The organism is Hyphobacterium sp. SN044, from assembly GCF_021864465.1.
Lineage (GTDB): Bacteria > Pseudomonadota > Alphaproteobacteria > Caulobacterales > Maricaulaceae > Hyphobacterium.
The window spans coordinates 42,120-59,944 of sequence record NZ_JAKKUV010000009.1; the positions used below are offsets into that span (position 1 = coordinate 42,120).

Consider the following 17,825-nt stretch of genomic DNA (forward strand, 5'->3'; position numbering starts at 1 on the left):
CTATGATCGGCCGAGGGATTCGGACCGGAGATTCGTGATGCGCCTGCTTGCCCTTCTTGCTGCTCCGTTCGCCGCCATGGCGATCGCCTCCTGCGCAACCGCCCAGGAAACCGATTACGGCCAGCCCAGCCAGTATTCCGAGCCGGTCGAGGCCTATTCCGAAGACGAGATCGTCGAGGCGATGTCGGACTTCTTCGGCGTGACCGCCGAGGCCGCCGCCGCCGTGGTCGAGCGCGTCTTCTCCGATCTCGGCCGTCCGGTCGGCTATATCGCGGGCGAGGAAGTTTCCGGCGCAGTCGGCGTGGGTCTGCGCTATGGCGAAGGCTGGCTGACCCTGCGCAATGGCGCGCGCCAGAAGGTCTATTGGCAGGGCCCGTCGATCGGTTTCGACACGGGCGGCAATGCCAGCCGCGTCTTCACCCTGGTCTACAATCTCAACGACAATGACCGGATCTATCAGCGCTTCCCGGGCGTGGAAGGCTCGGCCTATCTCATCGCCGGTCTGGGCGTGAACTATCAGCGCGCCGACGGCATTACGCTGGCCCCGATCCGCTCGGGCGTCGGCCTGCGCGCCGGAGCGAATGTCGGCTATCTGGCCTATTCGCGTCAGCGCAACTGGCTGCCCTTCTAGACCGCCTCGAAGACGATTTCCGGCCAGTTCGCGCGGTTCTCCGCGCATTTGCGGTTCCAGCCCGCCGGGTCGGCAATGCCGGGCAGCGGGCGGATCGTGCCGGAGAACAATTCTTCAAGCCCGTAAGGCGCGATCAGCTCCGGCTGGCCCTTTCCGTCGAGGCGGAGCCCGATGGCGTGCGACTTCGACGCGAATTGCGAGACCGCTTCTTCCGTTGACCGGATCGGCGCGCGTTCGACGCCGAACTTCTCGGAGAACCAGATCGGCACGCGCGCCTGATTGCGGATTTCCACCTCGCGCGGGAAGCCGCCGAACACCGCTTCGCCGCGCTTGATCCACACATCCTCGCCTTCCCAGCTGAGGTCATCCGGGTCGCAATAGGCGAGATCATAGTCATTGATCCCGAAAGCCGGATCGCGGCCGGTCAGGGCATTCCAGACCGGCTTGTAGATCGCCCCGGCCATCAACGCCCAGTCCGGCATGCCCATTGCGGCAGCCCGCGACAGCACGGCGCGCGCGCCCGGCTCGGCCAGCACCGCGTCGATCAGGAAGGCGCGCTGCGCCTCGAAACCCGCGCCGGACAGCCGTTTAGGATCCGGCGCCGTCATCAGCCGCGCAGCGTTCCGCCAGTCGCCTTCTCGACCGAAGCGACGATGGAGGCCGCAACCGCTTCGATTTCCTTGTCGGTCAGCGTCTTGTCCGTGGGCTGAAGCGTCACTTCAAACGCCATCGAGACCTTGCCCTCCGGCACGCCCTTGCCGCGATAAAGGTCGAAGACCTGCACATCGGTGACGAGCGCCTTGTCGGCGCCCTTCGCGGCGCGGATCACATCCTGCGCGGCAACCGAGTCGTCCATCAGGAAGGCAAAGTCGCGGCGGACCGGCATCAGTTCGGAGCGCTGCAGCGGCGGCCGGGCCTTAAGCGCCTGCTTCTTCGGTTGCGGGATGGCGTCGAGCACGACTTCGAAGCCGATGACACGGCCATCAATGCCGAGCGCCTTCAGCATGCCGGGGTGAAGCTCGCCGAATTCGGCGAGGACATTCTTCGGTCCGAGACGCAGCACGCCGGACCGGCCGGGATGCCACCAGGACCGCGCTTCGGGGGCGGCCTGCAGCGAGTCGACCGGCGCGCCGGCGGCGTCGAGCGCGGCGAGCGCATCGGCCTTGGCGTCGAACAGATCGGCTTCGCGCGTCCCGGTCCAGTGCCGGCCGGCCTCGACGAAGCGGATGCCAGCGGCGACCGTCTTCTGGCCTCTCGGCGTGTCGTCGAGCCAGACCGGGCCGACCTCGAACAGGCGCGGGTCTTCCAGACCCTTGTCGGCATTGGCCTGAATGGCTTTGAGGAGATGGATCAGCGCGGAGGGACGCATGACATCCAGTTCCGACGAGATCGGGTTTTCCAGCGCCAGCCCCTCGCCGTGACCGCCGAAGGCCGCGGCCTCCTTCGTCTCGCAGAAGGACCAGGTCACCGCCTCGCGGTAGCCGCGCAGGGCGAGCGCGCGGCGCACAAAGCGGGCGCGGTTCTGGCCCACCGTTGCGGTCGGTTCGCGGCGGCCCGGCAGGCGGGGCAGCGAAACCGGCACGATGTTGTCGAAGCCGTGGATGCGCGCGATTTCCTCGACCAGATCGGCAGGCTGGGTGCAGTCGCGCCGCCAGGTCGGCACCTCGACGGTCAGGGCATGGCCCGAACCGGCGGCGGTGAAGCCGAGTGTATCCAGTATACGGACGATCTCCGTCACTTCGAGGTCAAGCCCGGTCAGGCGCTTCACCTGACGCGTGTCGAACTCGATCGCGTTCGGCGGCGCAGGCTCTTCGCCCGAGACCACAACATGCGAGGGTTCGCCGCCGCAGAGGTCGAGGATGAGGCGCGTCGCCCATTCGATGCCCGGACGGACGGAGTGGGTGTCGACGCCGCGCTCGAAACGGTGCTTCGCGTCGCTCTCGATGCCGGTGGCGCGGCCCGTGGCGCGGGTCAGCGCCGGGTCGAACCAGGCGCATTCGAGGAAGACGTCGGTCGTGGTTTCCGACACGCCGCTTTCCTCGCCGCCCATCACGCCGCCGAAGCCGAGGCAGTTCGCATCGTCGGCGATGACGCACATCTCGTCGGTCGGGACGTAGAATTTCCCGTCGAGCGCCTCGAAGCGGTCGGCTTCGCCCTGGCCCTTCCGGGCCCGGATCGCCCCGTTCAGCTTCGCCGCATCATAGACGTGGAGCGGGCGGCAGCGGTCGTAGGAGACGAGGTTGGTGATGTCGGCGAGCGCATTGATCGGGCGAAGACCGATGGCCTTCAGGCGCTTCTGCAGCCAGGCCGGGGACGGGCCGTTCTTCACGCCGCGGATCAGGCGGCCGGCGAAGACCGGGCAGGCCTCCGGCCAGTCGAGCTCGATCTTCACCGGACAATCAAACTTGCCGTCGACGGGCTTTGCCATCTTGGTGATGACATGGCCCATGCCGGCCGCGGCCAGGTCACGGGCGATGCCGTCGACACCGAGCCAGTCGGGGCGGTTCGGGGTGACCTCGAAATCGATGACGGGGTCGTCCATCCCCAGCGCCCTGGCGGCCGGGGTGCCGACCTTCCACTCGCCCTGAAGGTCGATGATGCCGTCGCTGTCCTCGCCGGAGCCAAGCTCGGCCGAGGAACACAGCATGCCATGGGATTCCACGCCGCGGATCTTGCGCGGCTTGGCGTCGAGCGAGAAGTCCGCGCCCGGAATATAGGTGCCGAGCGGAGCGTAGATGGCGGTCATGCCGGCGCGGGCATTCGGTGCGCCGCAGACGATGGTCTTTTCGCCGTCCGCCGTGTCGACCGTGCAGACGCGCAGACGGTCGGCGTCCGGATGCGGTACCGCCTCTTTCACATGGGCGACGGTAAAGGCCGACAAGTCCGCCGCCGGGTCCTCGATGCCTTCGATCTCGAGTCCGGCCATGGTCATGGCGTGCTCGATCTCGGCCAGGGTGGCGGAGGTTTCGAGATGCTCTTTCAGCCAGGAGAGGGTGAATTTCATCGGTCTAGCCTTGGCTCTCTACCGGCGTCTCGACCGGTTCGGATTCGGTGTCGGGTTGAGCGTTCGCGCCGGCTTGCGGATCGTCTATCGCGGCCGAGCCGAGCGTCACGAAGGGGTCCGCATCCGCACGGACACAGTGGCGAACCCGTTCGGCACGCGCCCCGCCCAGCGGCGAGGTCCGCCAGCAGCGTTCGAAGACGGAGCAATAGCAAATCTCCATCTCCCAGTGATCCCAGGCCTGAGACGCGGAAATCAGATCTTCGAGGTCGATGTCCCTGCGTGCCCAGACCAGTTCGATCGGGGTGACTTCCTCGCCGGCAGCCATGGAACGGCCGGTCAGCGCCGCCCAGGACGTGTCGTATCCGGCAGGGAGTTGCTCGAGATAGGAGGAGAGATCGGCCCGCTCCTCGCCGTCCTGATAAAGCGTCACGGATTCGATCAGCGCCGGGCCCACGCCCGTATTGCGCACACGTATGCCGAGGCTGGCGTGCGATGGCGTGGTGGATTGGAAGCCATCGACCTGGATCACGGGATAGACCGCCGCATGCTGCTGGGCGCGCATCACGCGCGCCTGGTCCCACGCCACGAAAAGCGCGGCGAGGCCGACCACCATCGCACCGACCGCGGTCAGCGCCTGATGATTGGTTTTGATCCATGTCCACATCAGGCGCTCTCCTTCTTTCCTCCCCCGTTCACGGGGGAGGTGTCAGCGCAGCTGACGGAGGGGGGAAGAGGGGGGGGGGGGGGGGGGGGGGGGGGGGGGGGGGGCCCTAGGCGCCGGGCGGCCAATGTATACTCCGAACCGCCTTTCGCTGGCGCGTTCCCCCCTCCGGCCCTTCGGGCCACCTCCCCCGTGAACGGGGGAGGAAAGGGTGTTGCGGGCTCGTTTTCTCCCCCCGCTTGCGGGGGGAGTGCCGCGAAGCGGCGAGGGGGGGAGTAGATGCGCGAGCAAGAAACCCGAAGCCGCGAGTTCGCACGGCAGATGCGCAGCGAACTGACCAACGCTGAAGCGATCCTCTGGGCGCAACTTCAGAAGCGCCAGCTGAAAGGTTGGCACTTTAGACGCCAACATCCGGTCGGACACTTCATCGCCGACTTTGCCTGCGCGAAAGCGAAGCTGGTTATTGAGGTCGATGGCGCGACGCATGGCAGCGATCGCGAACTGACAAGAGACGAGAAGCGAACTGCGTTTCTGGAATCACGCGGTTGGCGGATTCTGCGCGTCTGGAACAACGACATCTACGACAATCTCGACGGGGTGATGGACGCCATCGGCGCAGCCCTTCCCCCCTCCGGCCCTTCGGGCCACCTCCCCCGTGAACGGGGGAGGAAAATGCTCTCCGAATCTTCCACCAGGAGTCACCCATGACTGAAGCCTATATCTACGACGCCACGCGCACGCCGCGCGGCAAGGGCAAGAAGAACGGCTCGCTGCACGAGATCACCGCGTTGCAGCTGGCCACCCAGCAGCTCCAGGCGATCCGTGAGCGCAACAATCTGGACACGGCCCACGTCGATGACGTGATCCTCGGCTGCGTCTCGCCGGTCGGCGAGCAGGGCTCGGATATCGCCCGCGCAGCGGTGATCAATGCGGGCTACGCGGAATCGACGGCGGGCGTGCAGATCAACCGCTTCTGCGCCTCGGGCCTCGAAGCGACCAACATGGCCGCCGCGAAGGTGATGTCCGGTGAAGCGGAAATGGCAATCGGCGGCGGCGTCGAGGCGATGAGCCGCGTGCCGATGGGCTCTGACGGCGGCGCGATGGTGGCCGACCCGGAAATGGCCTTCGACCACTATTTCGTGCCGCAAGGCGTCGGGGCAGACCTGATCGCCACGCTGGGCGGGTATTCGCGCGACGATGTCGACGCCTATGCCGTGGAAAGCCAGAAGCGCGCCGCGAAGGCGTGGCAGGAAGGCCGATTCAAGAAGTCGGTCGTGCCGGTGAAGAACCAGCTCGGTCTGACCCAGCTCGATCATGACGAGCTGATGCGTCCGGACACCGACATGCAGTCGCTGGCCTCGCTCAATCCGGCGTTCAAGGATCTGTCGGCCTTTGTCGGTTTCGACGCGGTCGCGATCCAGAAATACCCGCATGTCGAGAAGATCAACTTCGTCCACCACGCCGGTAATTCCTCGGGCATCGTCGATGGCGCAGCCGCCATCCTCGTCGGCAACAAGGAGATCGGCGAGAGGCTGGGCCTCAAGCCCCGCGCCCGCATCCGGGCCATGGCCTCGATCGGGTCGGAGCCGACCATCATGCTGACCGGTCCGGCCCCGTCCGCGAAGAAGGCGCTGAAGAAGGCCGGTATGAGCGCTGAGGACATCGACCTCTACGAGATGAACGAGGCCTTTGCCTCGGTCGTCCTGCGCTTCATGGACGACATGGGCATTTCCCACGACAAGACCAACGTCAATGGCGGTGCCATCGCGATGGGTCACCCGCTGGGCGCGACCGGCGCGATGATCCTCGGCACGCTGCTCGACGAGCTGGAACGCACCGGCAAGGGCACCGGCCTCGCCACGCTCTGCGTCGGCGGCGGCATGGGCACGGCCACCATCATCGAGCGCGTCTAGGACCGGACGGAAGGATCAAAACAATGAAACATTTCAAGATCGACATCGATTCAGACGGCATCGCGCTGGTCACCTTCGACAGCCCGGGCCGGTCGATGAATGTCCTGTCCGGCGAGGTGATCGCCGAGGTGCAGGAATTCACCAGGAAGATCGCCAGCGACGACGCCATCAAGGGCGCGGTCATCACTTCGGGCAAGCAGGGCAGCTTCTGCGCCGGGGCGGACCTGTCGGAACTCGGCGGCGGCATGGCCGACCTGAAGAACCTCTCCGAGGACGAGGCCAAGCAGAAGCTGTTCGACATGGCATTCGCGCTCAACGCGACGCTGCGCCAGCTGGAAACCTGCGGCAAGCCCATCGCCGCGGCGATCAACGGCATTGCGCTGGGCGGCGGCTTCGAAGTGACGCTGGCCTGCCACTACCGCGTCATGGCCGACCACCCGAAGGTGAAGCTGGGTTTGCCCGAAGCGCTCGTCGGCGTCCTGCCGGGCGGCGGCGGCACGCAGCGTCTGCCGCGCCTCGTCGGTGTCATGAACGCCGCGCCCATCATGCTGCAGGGCAAGCAGTTCGACGGTGCCACGGCGCTGCAGCAGGGCCTCGTCCAGGCCGTCGTGCCGATGGACCAGATCGTCGCCAAGGCGAAGGAGCTGGTGAAGGAAAACCCGCTTCAGTCGAAGCAGCCCTGGGACGGCGACAAGTTCAAGATCCCCGGAGGCGCGGTCTACACGCCGCAAGGCATGCAGGTGTTCGGCGCGGCCAATCCGATGCTGCGCAAGGAGACCTGGGGCAATTACCCAGCCCAACGCTACATCCTGTCCTGCGTTTATGAAGGCCTGCAGGTGCCGATCGATGCGGGGCTCCGGATCGAGAGCCGGTATTTCACCAAGCTGCTGATGCGGCCGGAAAGCCGCAACATGATCCGCTCGCTCTTCCTGTCGAAGCAGGCGCTGGAAAAGGGCGGCCGCCGCCCCGCCGGTCAGGAGAAGGAAGAGGTCAAGCGCATTGCCGTGATCGGTGCCGGCTTCATGGGCGCAGGCATCACCACGGTCTCGGCGCAGGCCGGGATCGAGGTCGTCCTGATCGATGTCAGCCAGGAAGGTGCCGACAAGGGCAAGAAGCACGCGACGGACTTCTTCGAGAAGGGCGTGAAGCGCGGCAAGCTGACCGCCGAGAAGGCGCAGAAGCTGGCCGACCTCATCACTCCGACGACCGACTATTCCCTGCTGAAGGATGTCGATCTCGTCATCGAGGCGGTGTTCGAGGACAGCGAGCTGAAGCACAAGATCACGAAGATGGCCGAGGAACACATGCCGGCCGATGCGATCTTCGGCTCGAACACCTCGACCATTCCGATCACCTCGCTCGCCAAGGCGTCGTCGCGGCCGGAGAATTTCATCGGCGTGCACTTCTTCTCGCCGGTCGAGAAGATGATGCTGGTCGAACTGATCGTCGGCGAGAAGACCGGCGACCGCGCGGTCTCGCTGTGCATCGACTATGTCGCGAAGATCAAGAAAACCCCGATCGTCGTCGCCGATACGCGCGGATTCTACGCCAATCGCTGCGTCATGCGCTATATCGAGCAGGGCATGGCGATGCTGTCGGAAGGCTATCTGCCGGCGCTGATCGAGAATGGTGCCAAGGCCGCCGGCATGCCGGTTGGTCCGCTCTCGCTGCAGGACGAGGTCGCCATCGATCTCGGCTACAAGGTGCTGCAGCAGACCAAGCGCGACCTGGGGCCGGACTACAATCCGGGACCGACCGAGCCGATCATCACCGGCATGTATGAAGCCCAGCGCTATGGCCGCAAGAACGGCAAGGGCTTCTACGTCTACACCGACAGTGGCAAGCATCTCTGGCAGGAACTCGGCCAGTTCGCCGTCAACGGCGTCCTGCCGATGGAGGACCAGCCCTCGCTGCAGCTGATCAAGGACCGCATTCTCTACGCCCAGGCGATCGAGGCGGCGCGGACCATGGCTGAAGGCATCGTGGAAGACCCGCGTGAGGCCGATGTCGGCTCGATCCTGGGCTGGGGCTTCGCGCCCTATACCGGCGGCGTCCTGTCCTTCATCGACACGGTCGGCGTGGCGAATTTCGTGACCCGCGCCGACGAGCTGGCCGCCAAGTATGGCGACCCGTTCAAGGTGCCGGACCTGATGCGCGAAATGGCCCGGAAGGGCGAAAGCTTCTACGGCCGTTTCGGCAAGGACAAGGCGGCGGCGTAAGGGCCGCGAGCCGTTAAACCTTCGACGGTCCCCGGTTTTGCGTCGCGAAGACCGGGGTCCGGACTGGATCCCGGATCGGCTTCGCCGTCCGGGAACCGTCAATGTGGAAAGAAGGCCTGCCCTGAGGAGCCGCACGGCGGCGTCTCGAAGGGCGGGCCTTTTCATTGCGGTGGTGTTTCGCTCGCCTCTTCCTCATCGCGCAGCCTTGTGCGCTGCTTTCGAAGGCTGTCGGGATAATTCTCGGTATCGCCGTATTCGAGGAAGGCGGGATAGCGCTTGTGCGTACCCTTGATGCGCTCGGCGTGCTTGATGGGGCACCAGTATTGCTCGGTGCGCGAGGCGATTTCCTGGACATAGGCGAGCACACCGTTGGCATAGGAGCAGTAGAGGCAGTTCAGCTTCTGCATCCAGTTCAGATAGGCCAGCCGGTGGCGGTCGAAGACGAGATAGTCGCGCCGTTTCACCTGCCGCAACCCGTAGACCCGGAAGCAGATCGCCTGAAACAGGCTGGCGACGGCGTCGAGCAGGGCGATCGGTACGAGGACGGCGTAGATGAAGGGCGAGGTCAGGATTTCGAGAAAGCCCGACTGCGCCAGAAAGCGCCCGACGGAGATTTTCATGGCCCGTTGCCGTTCCTTCACGGCCTCGGTGAAGCGGGCGCGGCCTTCGGTGAAGCGGTAGCCAAGCTCGCGCCGCCGCGCGATCAGCTCGGTTTCCAGTTCTTCCTCGAGCGCCCGGATATGGGCGATCAGGTCATTGATGTCGCGGGCCATGGTGATGCCTCCTCCGCCGAACCGGCTCCGGCATCATGGCATGGATTTTCGACCGCGTTGCCGTGGTATCGAGCAGTCTTGAATCTCACGTGGAATTCATGCGCTGAATTTATCGCCTCCGGTTAGCCTTCCCGCCAAGCCACGGGGAGGTTGCCGATGACGGACTGGATCAAGGCGGACAGGAAGGCGAAGGCGCGGCTGACGCGCGAGGGGGATTGGGGCCTGCCGATCCCGACACGGATCGTCTCGAACGGGGAATACACGCCGCCGCCGCAGACCGAGGACCAGAAGCGGGTCGAGGCCGCGCTGTGGGATATTGCCGGTCAGCTTGCCCCGAAGCATGGCATGGACCGGCGGGCCTTCCTCAGGACCTCGATGGGGATGGCGGCGGCGTTCGGCGCGCTCAACGCGGTCTTCGGTCCGCTCTATTCGGTCGCCGATGCGGAAATGCAGGACGCCGAGGCCGGGGCCGACATGGCCGCGCGCTATGCGGGCCAGTTCGTGTTCGACGGTCACCTTCATTTCGTCCATGACGATTACGCTTGGCCGGGCATTCTCGGCTTCCGGAATGCGGCGCGGATGATGCAGGCCGAGGGCGTGCCGCAGCGCGACCCGGATTTCTCCGACGTGAAGTTCGATAACTTCGTGAAGGAGGTCTATTTCGACAGCGACACGACGGTCGGGATCATCTCCACTGCGACCTCCGACGACCCGGCCCGCGAGTTTCTGACCAACGCCCACATCGCCCGCGACACGGCGCGGCTGAATGCAGCGGCGGGGTCGCGCCGGCTGCTCGGCCATGCCGCCTTCCACCCGGGCACGCCGGGCTGGATGGACGAACTCGACGAGGCGATCGAGGTGCATCGCCCCGCCAGCTGGAAGGGCTATACGATCGGCGATCCGCTGACCCCGGCCTCGCAATACCCCTGGCGGCTGGACGACGAAGAGCTGGTCTATCCGGCCTATGAGAAGATGGTTCGCGCCGGGATCAGGAATGTGTGCATCCACAAGGGGCTGATGCCCGCCGACTACGCCACGCGTATGCCCGATCTGTGGGAGCACGCGGCGGTGACCGATGTCGGCAAGGCGGCACAGGACTGGCCGCAGCTGAACTTCATCATCTACCACGCGGCACTGCGGCCCGTGGTGATGTTCGACCCCGGATTCGTCGCGAACTTCGAGGAGACGGGGCGGATGGAATGGGCGAGCGACCTCGCCGACATCCCGGCGCGCTACGGCGTCAACAATGTCTATGCCGATGTCGGCACCAGTTTCGGTCAGGGCGCGATCACCCAGCCGCGCCTTGCCGCAGCGCTGATGTCCATTCTCGTCAAGGGTCTGGGCGAAGACCGGGTCGTGTGGGGCTCCGATGCGGTGTGGTGGGGCTCGCCGCAATGGCAGATCGAGGCCTTCCGCCGGATCGAGGTGCCGGAGGATTTGCAGGAGCGGTTCGCCCTGCCCGCACTCGGCGCCGGCGACGGGCCGCTGAAGACGAAGATCTTCGGCACGAATTCCGCCGACCTCTACGGTTTCTCCGAAGCAGAGCGCACGGTCGCGCACTATGCCAATGACCGGATGAGCGCGCACAAGGCGGAATACCGCGCCGCCGGGGCCGAACCGTCGAACGCTGTCTACGGCTTCATTCACGACAGTTGACGGAACAGGCATGCCGGGCCGGGCGTTTTCTCCTTGAGTCACAAAGGAGGAGTGTCATGGCTGACCGATTTGATGGCCCCGATGCCGCCCCGAATCCCGACGAGTCGGAAATTTTCGATGAGGACAAGCATGGCGGCCTGACCGACCAGCGCCGCCCCGAGGCGGGCAAGGGATACGCGCCCGTCGATGAAAGCATTTCCGGGCGTCAGGGCGAGCGTTTCGACGAGACCGTTCCCGCAGACGCCGCGGAGCGCGCCGGACGCGATCGCGGTGCCGCGGCGGGTGAGGGTGCCGAACTGAACGGCGTCCAGACCGAAAGCGAAACCGAAGCGGCGCTCGAACGCGCTGCGAACAACAATACGCCCGAAGACAAGCCGAAAGACCCGAAGCAGGACCGCGGCGATGTCGACGAGGCGCTGGAAGAGACCTTCCCGGCCTCGGACCCGCCGGCCTGGTCGCCGGGTACAGCCGAGCCGTCCAACCTCGAAAACCCCGAGGACAATGAGAAAGAGAAATGAGTTGAAGCCCGCCGTCCCGGCGGGCTTTCGCTTTTGCATGACATGCGAATGCATCCCGGCTAATCAGCGTCATCGCGCCGTATCGTTTCCGGGATGACACAAATGGATCGCATCGATTCCCTCCGCCTGTTCGCGGCCGTGGCCGAGCTTGGCAGTTTCACGAAAGCGGCCGAGCGCGAAGGCATGACGCCGGGTGCGGCCTCGAAACAGATCACGGCGCTCGAAACCCGGATGCAGGCGCGCCTGCTGGAACGCACGACGCGGTCCGTGCGCCTGACCGATGCGGGGTCGGCCCTGCTCGAACGCGTGCGGCCCTGGCTGGCGGAGTACGAGGCGCTGGAAAGCGGACTGGCCGAAGACAATTCCGCGCCTGTCGGGCTCTTGCGCGTCTCCGCCCCCGTGGATTTCGGCGCGCGGCGGCTGATGAAGCCGGTGTCGGACTTCATGGCGAAATGGCCGGGAGTGGAAGTGCGGATGTCGCTCAGCGACCGCATGGTCGACCTGGTCGACGAAGGCTTCGATGTCGCCGTGCGGATCGGCCAGCTTGCGGATTCAACCCTGATCGCCAAGCGGCTCGCTGCCGCCTGCATGACGATCGTTGCTTCGCCCGCCTATCTCAAATCCGCCGGTGCGCCGGAAACGCCGGAAGACCTGGCGCGGCATGACTGTATCATCGACCGCAACAAGCCGGCCCCGCAGCAATGGAATTTCACGCGTGACGGCAAGACGACCGAGGTCCGCATCAAGGGGCGGCTGACGCTCAACGGTGCGACCGCCGCAGTGGAGGCTGCCGCCCAGGGTGTCGGGATTGCCTGCTCGCCCTTATGGGCCGCGCGCGAGGCGATGGAACAGGGGCGCGTGGTGCGCATCCTGCCCGACTGGGAGCCCGATCACCGCGATCTCTGGGCGGTCTATCCGTCCAGCCGCTATCTCGCCCGGCGCGTGCGCCTCTTCGTCGATCACCTGGCGGCGTCGTTCGGAGACACCGTCTAGAACCGGTGGCCGCCCCAGGGCGGCATGGCCCCGCGCCCGGTCAGGGTCGCGGCCATGATGTTGCGCACGAGGGGCAGGCGCGAAAGCGGCCCGAAGAGCAAATCCCGCCAGAAGGCGAGAAAGCCCGAGCGGCTCTGGAATAGCGGGGTCAGCGCCCAGCTCGCCCAGTTATAGAATCGCGTCGTCGGTCGACGTTTGGTTTCAAACCGGCTCAGCACGGCATGGGACACGCGGCCCGGGCCGAGGGCTTCGGTCAGCGCGACCGCGTCGCCAAGCGCCAGATTGGCCCCCTGGCCCAGTTGCGGGCTGGTACCGTGCGCGGCATCGCCGACCAGAACGACATTGCCCCTGTGCCAGCGCGAACAGCGCACATCCCGGTAGGTCGCCAGCGAAAAGGCCGACAGGCCTGTCACGCCCGCAAGCAGTTCGGCGCTTTCCGGCCAATAGGTCTCGAGCCGCTCGCGGAAGGGTGTGAGGCCTTCGCTGCGCCAGTCCGGCTCTTCTCCGGGACGAAGCGACCAGAACAGGCTGACCGAGGCGGGCCTGTCGGCGTGTAGCGGGTCGCGGCCCACCGGAAGGATGCCGATCATGACCTCGCAGCGATGATAGACCTGCGCGAGCTCGGCGGCCTTCGTCCAGCGGCCGTTCGGGTCTTCCAGGACAGCCCAGACCGCGCCCCACGGATAGAGTTTGTCTCGCGCGGTCGGGCAGACCGCCCGGCGCAGCGCCGAATGCGCGCCGTCGGCGATCACGGCGAGGTCTGCGGGCGGTGTCTCGCTCCCGTCTGCAAGCCGGAAGCCCGGGTGTTCCGCGCCGGTGATCCCGTTGATCTCCGCGCCGGTCTCGATCCGGACCCCGGCCTTGATCGCGGCGGTGTGCAGCACGCCGAACAGGCTGGCGCGGTGAATGCCGACGCCATACTCCCCGGCTTTCGCCTCCGCATAACGCAGATCCATCACGCGGCGGCCGGGCGGGGTGCGGCCATGGAGCCGCTCGATCCGGGCCCCGGCCTCCAGCGCTTCCGGCTCAAGCCCCAACTGCCGCAAGGCGTTCAGGCCCGAGGGCTGCAGCAGCAGACCCGCGCCAAGCGGGCGGGCTTCGGCGAAGCGTTCGTAGACAGTGACGTCATGCCCGGCCCGGGCGAGTCCCGCAGCCGTGGCCAGCCCGGCAATGCCGCATCCCGCGATCGCGATCCTCACTGGTACATCCCTTGTGGAAAACCCCGTGGAAAGACTGCGGAGAACCGCGTTCGCAGGCAGTGGGCAAGTCCGGGAGAACTATTCCGCGGGCGGGGTCCAGCGGATCTCGTAGATGACCGCATCAGCGAGCACGTCAGCCGGCGGAAGCTCGCCGTCCGGACCCTCATACCCTTCCGGGCTCAGCCAGTAGCCAACCGCCGAATTGCGCGGATCGAGGCAGACGACATCGCCCGAGCGCTCTTCCGCGCCCGGCCAGCATGTCATGCCCTCGAACCGGGCCTCGCCATAGGTCTGACCGATCCGGCCGGCCGCATTGGCGATCTTGCCGGGTTCGCGCACCGCGACGGCGAAGATCAGGTCGGCACCCGGAATGCCCGCGACGACGATGACCGGTTCGCTCGCGCCGCGCGGCATGGCCATCGTCACCGGATAGGGCGAGCCCTCGGTTTCAAGCTCGCTTTCGACAAGCTCGTATCCGGGAAGGGCTGCGCCGATCGCTTCGGGTGTGTAAGGCGTCGCGGGATCGAAGGGGCCGAATTCGCGGACGGTGATTTCCCAGGCCTGGGTCTGGTCGGGTTCGGGGTCGTTGGCGGGGATGTCGCCGGGCGTTTCGGTTTCCCTGGTCCCGTCCGGCATTCCGGTCAGCGGGCCGAGATCGTCCTCGGCTTCGGGTGTGGCGGGATCGGAACATCCTGTCGCCAGCAGGGCAGCGGCCGGGATGATCAGGTGCAAGTAGCGTCGCTTCATGGCAATATCCTTCTCGGCAGGGACTTCATAGCATTCAGGGGGGATATCCATGAAACACGCAATTGCGGCGATTGTCGCGGGGTTGACCGTGACGGCTTGTGCCACCACCGGCTCCTCCACCGGGGATCGCGCAGCGATGCCGGCCCCCGCAACCGCGGCGTTCGACTATGCGCCGTCGCGCGATGAAGCGCCGCGGATCACGTCCTCGCGCTTCGGCTACGACCTGGCGGGTGAAAATGGCTGGTCCGGCGAGATGCGCTTCATCGATGAGGGCGGTGAACCCGTCATCGTGCTGACGCTTTACGGGCCGGACGGCGCACCGACGGCCGCGGAACTCAGCATCGACATGCCCTATCTTGGCAATGGCATGCGCAGCTTTTCCGGCGAGACCAATGCCGGCGTACCGGTGCATGTGGCGCTGCAGGCGGGCCCCTGCAGCACGGCGGGGGCGCAGCCGACCCACTATGCCAGCATCGAGGTCGGGGCATCGGCGATGGAAGGGTGCGCGTCGGAAAACGCCGAGACCGAGCGCTGGTCGCGCGGCCTGATGGGCTATCTCTCCGCGATCGATTCCTGTTCGCGGGAAGTCGCGGATGTCGATCACATCACGATGGCGCAGCCGAGCGGCGGCGGCACGGGCGTCCGCATAGCCGACAGGGATGGCCGTCGCTGGGAATGCACGACGCGCTCCGACGGCACGGTGAATGCCGTGCGGACGCTCGACCCGGCCGACGTGTTACTGGGCGAGGGTGATCCGATCTTCGTGCGCAGCGACCTGCCGCCGAACGGGCAGGGCTGTTACGCCTACGAGGCCGTGCGCTACGCCGACGGCCGGCTGATCGGGGCGTTCGGCTACGACACGTGTATCGGGCCCGGCGGGGCGGTCGGCTGACCGTTCGCTTAATCGGGTTTTAACCGGCGCAGCGCAGGCGGGATGCCATGCGCTGCGTCTTCGCTCTTGCTCTCGTTTTTGCCCTGTCCGCGCCAGTTTCGGCCGATCTGCGCGATGTTGTCCTGTCTCGCGACGGCGACACGGCGTGGATCCAGCTCGTGTTCGACGAGGCACCCTCGCATGGCGAATTGCTCGCGGAACAGGGCGGTCTGGCAGTCGCCTTCACTGCGCCGGGCATTGTGCCGCCCGCGATCGAAGCCGCCGAAGGCGATGTTCTTCGTGCCATCCAATTCTCGGACTTTGACGGCCAGACACGCGCGGATTTCGATCTCGCGGTGGCGTGGACCGAAGCCCGCGTCCGGGTCGAGGGCGACCGGGTCATCGTGCGCCTGAGCGGTGTTTCCGCATCCGGTGATGGACTGCCCGCGTCGCATCTGACGACACCGGCTGCTGCCGGGGAACCAGCCGCGGCGGACGAGCCGTCAACCGGCGCTCCACATGGCGGGGCCGGGCTCGACGGTGATGCCGTGACGCCAGACACCGACCATGAGGCCGAGGCTGCCGTCGCGGCCGACATACCTGCTGGTCCCGCCGAACTGACGCCCGAAGATGCAAACGGCACCACTCCGCCCGCGGCGGTGGCTGGCGATGCCTGCGCCGAGGCCGATGCGCGAATTGTCGATGATCCCTGGGATCTCGACGCGATGATTGTCCAGGCTGAGTGCGCGCGTTCGAACGGCAATGCCGATGAGGCGGCGGCGCTGCTGGAGCGCGTTACGGCGATGGACCCGGAACGGTTCAGCGCGCTCCTCATGCTGGCCGAAATACAGAGCGAGCGCGGGGACCGGGATGCCGCGCGCGCGCTTTACGAAATGGCCGCGCAGGCGGCGCGGACCGATGGCGAAGCTGCCGCGGCCATGGCGCGCATGCGGGCGCTCGCCGACTAGCCTTTCAGGCCGCCGCGTACCGCTTTCGCGATGTCTTCCAGTTCCGCCGGTGTCGCCGCTTCGATGCGGCGCGTTCGCAGATTCAGCGTCGCGGCAATGCCCTCGACCGTCCACCACGGCCTGCCGGTCAGCGGATCGAGCACCCAGTGAACCAGCTGGCGGACCTTGTCGGTGCCGCCCGACAGTGCCGAGCGGACCATGTAGCCGTCGCCGGTGCGCGGATAACGGCGCACGCGGATGCGGCATTCCAGAAGCGCGCCGCCCTTCGGGTCGCCGCCTTCGGACATGCGCCGGTCGGGGAAGGCCTGCACGAAGTTTGCCACCGAGTCCGAAACCTTGCCGATCAGGAATTCCGGCCGCATCGCACCAAAGACATCGGAGTCCTCGATGCCGATCCGTCCCAGTCCGATGGGGAATAGGCGCAGGGCCTCGGCGCGCTTCAGCGAGACCAGCTCATTCCAGTCGGCCGGCGGCAATCCGCGCGGCGTGCTCTCGGGTGCGGGCTCGACCTCAAGCCTTGCGGCCTCGCCGCGGAAACGCGACGGCCAATCGAACACGCGTCCCGTGTCAGGCACGACATGCTCGACCCGCGCTGTCAGCGTGGCGGCGAGCCGGCCGTCACCGGAATGGCGCATGCTGAGCGCGATGTCGGCGTCGCTGGCGCCAACTCTGGAGTAGCCGCCTTCGATGTAGAGCGGCGCACCCGGGCGGGCTTCACCCAGAAAGCGGACATGCCATTCGACCGGGCGAATGGTCGCCGTGGCTCCGGGGGAGAAGGCGCGCACCAGGCCCGATTGCTCGGTCAGGCGCGCAATCGCCTGCATGCCCTTGCCCAGATAGGCCTTCACATTGAGGTGACCCATCTCGTCGCATTCCCAGGCGTTCGCATTGCCGCGCCAGAGTTCGTGCATCAGTCGTCTCGCGAATCCATTCCACCGGGGCCCCTGCGAAGGCAGGGACCCAGAAAATCAAAGAATATTGTTGAGATCATCGTAAAGATCGCGCCATTCGGAATAGCGTTCTTCGATCAGACGCCGTCATCCCGGAGTTCAATCAGTTCTCGCGGTTCAGTGAGTGCAGCGCTCGCACAGGCCGTAATATTCGACGACCGAACGGTCGATCTTGAACCCTTCGGGCGCATTGTCCGGACGCGGCATGCCGTGGCGTTCCTCGACATTGCCGCAATCGCCGCAAATGTAGAGTTCGGCGCTGCAGCCATGACCGACATGGTCATGCTCGACACAAGGGATGAAGGCGTTCAGCGCTTCAACCTTGTGAACGAGGCCGGCCGCCATCAGGAAGTCGAGCGCGCGATAGACGGTTGGCGGCTTGGCCTTGCCGTCGGGACGGATCTGCTCGAGCAGGTCGTAGGCCTTGATGGGGCCATCGGCCTGCAGCAGCAGCCCGAGGACGCGCCGGCGCGTCGGCGTCAGCTGTTCGCCCCGCTTCCGGCAGAGTGCCTCGGCGTGGTCGAGCGTTTTCTCGATGGAATCGGCGGTCATCATCGTCGGCAAGTGTAATCCCAATTCTTCCGGCAGGCGAGCTTTGCAGCCATCCCCGATATCGCGTGTGGCCTCAACGTGCCCAACGGGTGCGGCAGGCTGACGCGCGGCGAAACGCGCAGGGACAGGAGCGGCGACCGGGTCCATAAAGTCCACATCTTTTCTGGGGA

The 17,825-nt window shown here is 66.2% G+C and carries 17 protein-coding genes; 9 read left to right on the forward strand and 8 right to left on the reverse strand.

Going from position 1 to position 17,825, the window contains the following annotated elements:
* Positions 1–37: 37 nt before the first annotated feature.
* Positions 38–631 (forward strand): DUF1134 domain-containing protein, encoded by a 594-nt coding sequence (locus tag L5876_RS12010; protein ID WP_236956598.1) that lies wholly within the window; start codon positions 38–40, stop codon positions 629–631.
* Here the strand turns inward: L5876_RS12010 and L5876_RS12015 are convergent.
* The 3 genes from L5876_RS12015 to L5876_RS12025 are packed head-to-tail and all read right to left on the reverse strand — an operon-like array spanning position 628 to position 4,299.
* Positions 628–1,239: a nucleotidyltransferase family protein gene (locus L5876_RS12015; RefSeq protein WP_236956599.1), complete on the reverse strand. Its 612-nt coding sequence runs from the start codon at positions 1,237–1,239 to the stop codon at positions 628–630. The two genes, L5876_RS12010 and L5876_RS12015, sit on opposite strands and share 4 nt — an antisense overlap.
* Entirely contained in the window at positions 1,239–3,635 is a 2,397-nt protein-coding gene (pheT, locus tag L5876_RS12020) for a phenylalanine--tRNA ligase subunit beta (protein ID WP_236956600.1), read from the reverse strand. The genes L5876_RS12015 and pheT overlap by 1 nt, the downstream gene beginning before the upstream one ends.
* Before the next feature lie 4 nt (positions 3,636–3,639).
* Complete coding sequence (locus L5876_RS12025) at positions 3,640–4,299, reverse strand: hypothetical protein (protein ID WP_236956601.1); 660 nt, start codon at positions 4,297–4,299, stop codon at positions 3,640–3,642.
* A gap of 276 nt (positions 4,300–4,575) precedes the next feature.
* On the opposite strand from L5876_RS12025, the gene L5876_RS12030 reads away from it, so the two are divergent.
* The 3 genes from L5876_RS12030 to L5876_RS12040 are packed head-to-tail and all read left to right on the forward strand — an operon-like array spanning position 4,576 to position 8,428.
* On the forward strand, positions 4,576–5,004 hold the full coding sequence (locus tag L5876_RS12030) for an endonuclease domain-containing protein (RefSeq protein ID WP_236956602.1): 429 nt from the start codon (positions 4,576–4,578) through the stop codon (positions 5,002–5,004).
* Positions 5,001–6,209, forward strand: a complete 1,209-nt coding sequence (locus tag L5876_RS12035) for an acetyl-CoA C-acetyltransferase (RefSeq protein ID WP_236956603.1) — start codon at positions 5,001–5,003, stop codon at positions 6,207–6,209. The genes L5876_RS12030 and L5876_RS12035 overlap by 4 nt, the downstream gene beginning before the upstream one ends.
* A gap of 23 nt (positions 6,210–6,232) precedes the next feature.
* Complete coding sequence (locus L5876_RS12040) at positions 6,233–8,428, forward strand: 3-hydroxyacyl-CoA dehydrogenase NAD-binding domain-containing protein (RefSeq protein ID WP_236956604.1); 2,196 nt, start codon at positions 6,233–6,235, stop codon at positions 8,426–8,428.
* Positions 8,429–8,589: 161 nt separating this feature from the next.
* Here L5876_RS12040 and L5876_RS12045 read toward each other — a convergent pair whose 3' ends face one another.
* Complete coding sequence (locus L5876_RS12045; RefSeq protein ID WP_236956605.1) at positions 8,590–9,201, reverse strand: hypothetical protein; 612 nt, start codon at positions 9,199–9,201, stop codon at positions 8,590–8,592.
* 156 nt (positions 9,202–9,357) lie between these two features.
* Here L5876_RS12045 and L5876_RS12050 point away from each other — a divergent pair, with 156 nt between their 5' ends.
* The 3 genes from L5876_RS12050 (at position 9,358) to L5876_RS12060 (ending at position 12,368) form a co-directional block, all read left to right on the forward strand.
* Positions 9,358–10,857 carry an amidohydrolase family protein gene (locus L5876_RS12050; protein WP_236956606.1) on the forward strand — a complete coding sequence of 500 codons (1,500 nt, stop codon included), beginning with the start codon at positions 9,358–9,360 and terminating at the stop codon, positions 10,855–10,857.
* Between the two features lie 56 nt (positions 10,858–10,913).
* The gene (locus L5876_RS12055; RefSeq protein ID WP_236956607.1) at positions 10,914–11,375 is read left to right on the forward strand and encodes a hypothetical protein; all 462 of its coding nucleotides are present in this window, start codon (positions 10,914–10,916) and stop codon (positions 11,373–11,375) included.
* Positions 11,376–11,477: 102 nt separating this feature from the next.
* Positions 11,478–12,368, forward strand: a complete 891-nt coding sequence (locus L5876_RS12060) for a LysR family transcriptional regulator (protein ID WP_236956608.1) — start codon at positions 11,478–11,480, stop codon at positions 12,366–12,368.
* Here the strand turns inward: L5876_RS12060 and L5876_RS12065 are convergent.
* On the reverse strand, positions 12,365–13,567 hold the full coding sequence (locus L5876_RS12065) for an NAD(P)/FAD-dependent oxidoreductase (RefSeq protein ID WP_236956609.1): 1,203 nt from the start codon (positions 13,565–13,567) through the stop codon (positions 12,365–12,367). The genes L5876_RS12060 and L5876_RS12065 overlap by 4 nt on opposite strands.
* A 78-nt stretch (positions 13,568–13,645) precedes the next feature.
* Positions 13,646–14,314: a DUF1131 family protein gene (locus L5876_RS12070; protein ID WP_236956610.1), complete on the reverse strand. Its 669-nt coding sequence runs from the start codon at positions 14,312–14,314 to the stop codon at positions 13,646–13,648.
* A 49-nt stretch (positions 14,315–14,363) separates the two neighbouring features.
* Here L5876_RS12070 and L5876_RS12075 point away from each other — a divergent pair, with 49 nt between their 5' ends.
* Positions 14,364–15,206: a hypothetical protein gene (locus L5876_RS12075; RefSeq protein ID WP_236956611.1), complete on the forward strand. Its 843-nt coding sequence runs from the start codon at positions 14,364–14,366 to the stop codon at positions 15,204–15,206.
* A gap of 47 nt (positions 15,207–15,253) precedes the next feature.
* Positions 15,254–16,153, forward strand: a complete 900-nt coding sequence (locus tag L5876_RS12080; RefSeq protein WP_236956612.1) for a lipopolysaccharide assembly protein LapB — start codon at positions 15,254–15,256, stop codon at positions 16,151–16,153.
* On the opposite strand, the gene L5876_RS12085 is transcribed toward L5876_RS12080, so the two are convergent.
* Both L5876_RS12085 and L5876_RS12090 read right to left on the reverse strand, forming a co-directional pair.
* Positions 16,150–17,064, reverse strand: coding sequence for a thioesterase family protein (locus L5876_RS12085; RefSeq protein WP_236956613.1), 915 nt, complete (start codon positions 17,062–17,064; stop codon positions 16,150–16,152). The genes L5876_RS12080 and L5876_RS12085 overlap by 4 nt on opposite strands.
* Positions 17,065–17,220: 156 nt before the next feature.
* Positions 17,221–17,658: a transcriptional repressor gene (locus L5876_RS12090; protein ID WP_236956666.1), complete on the reverse strand. Its 438-nt coding sequence runs from the start codon at positions 17,656–17,658 to the stop codon at positions 17,221–17,223.
* Positions 17,659–17,825 lie beyond the last annotated feature (167 nt).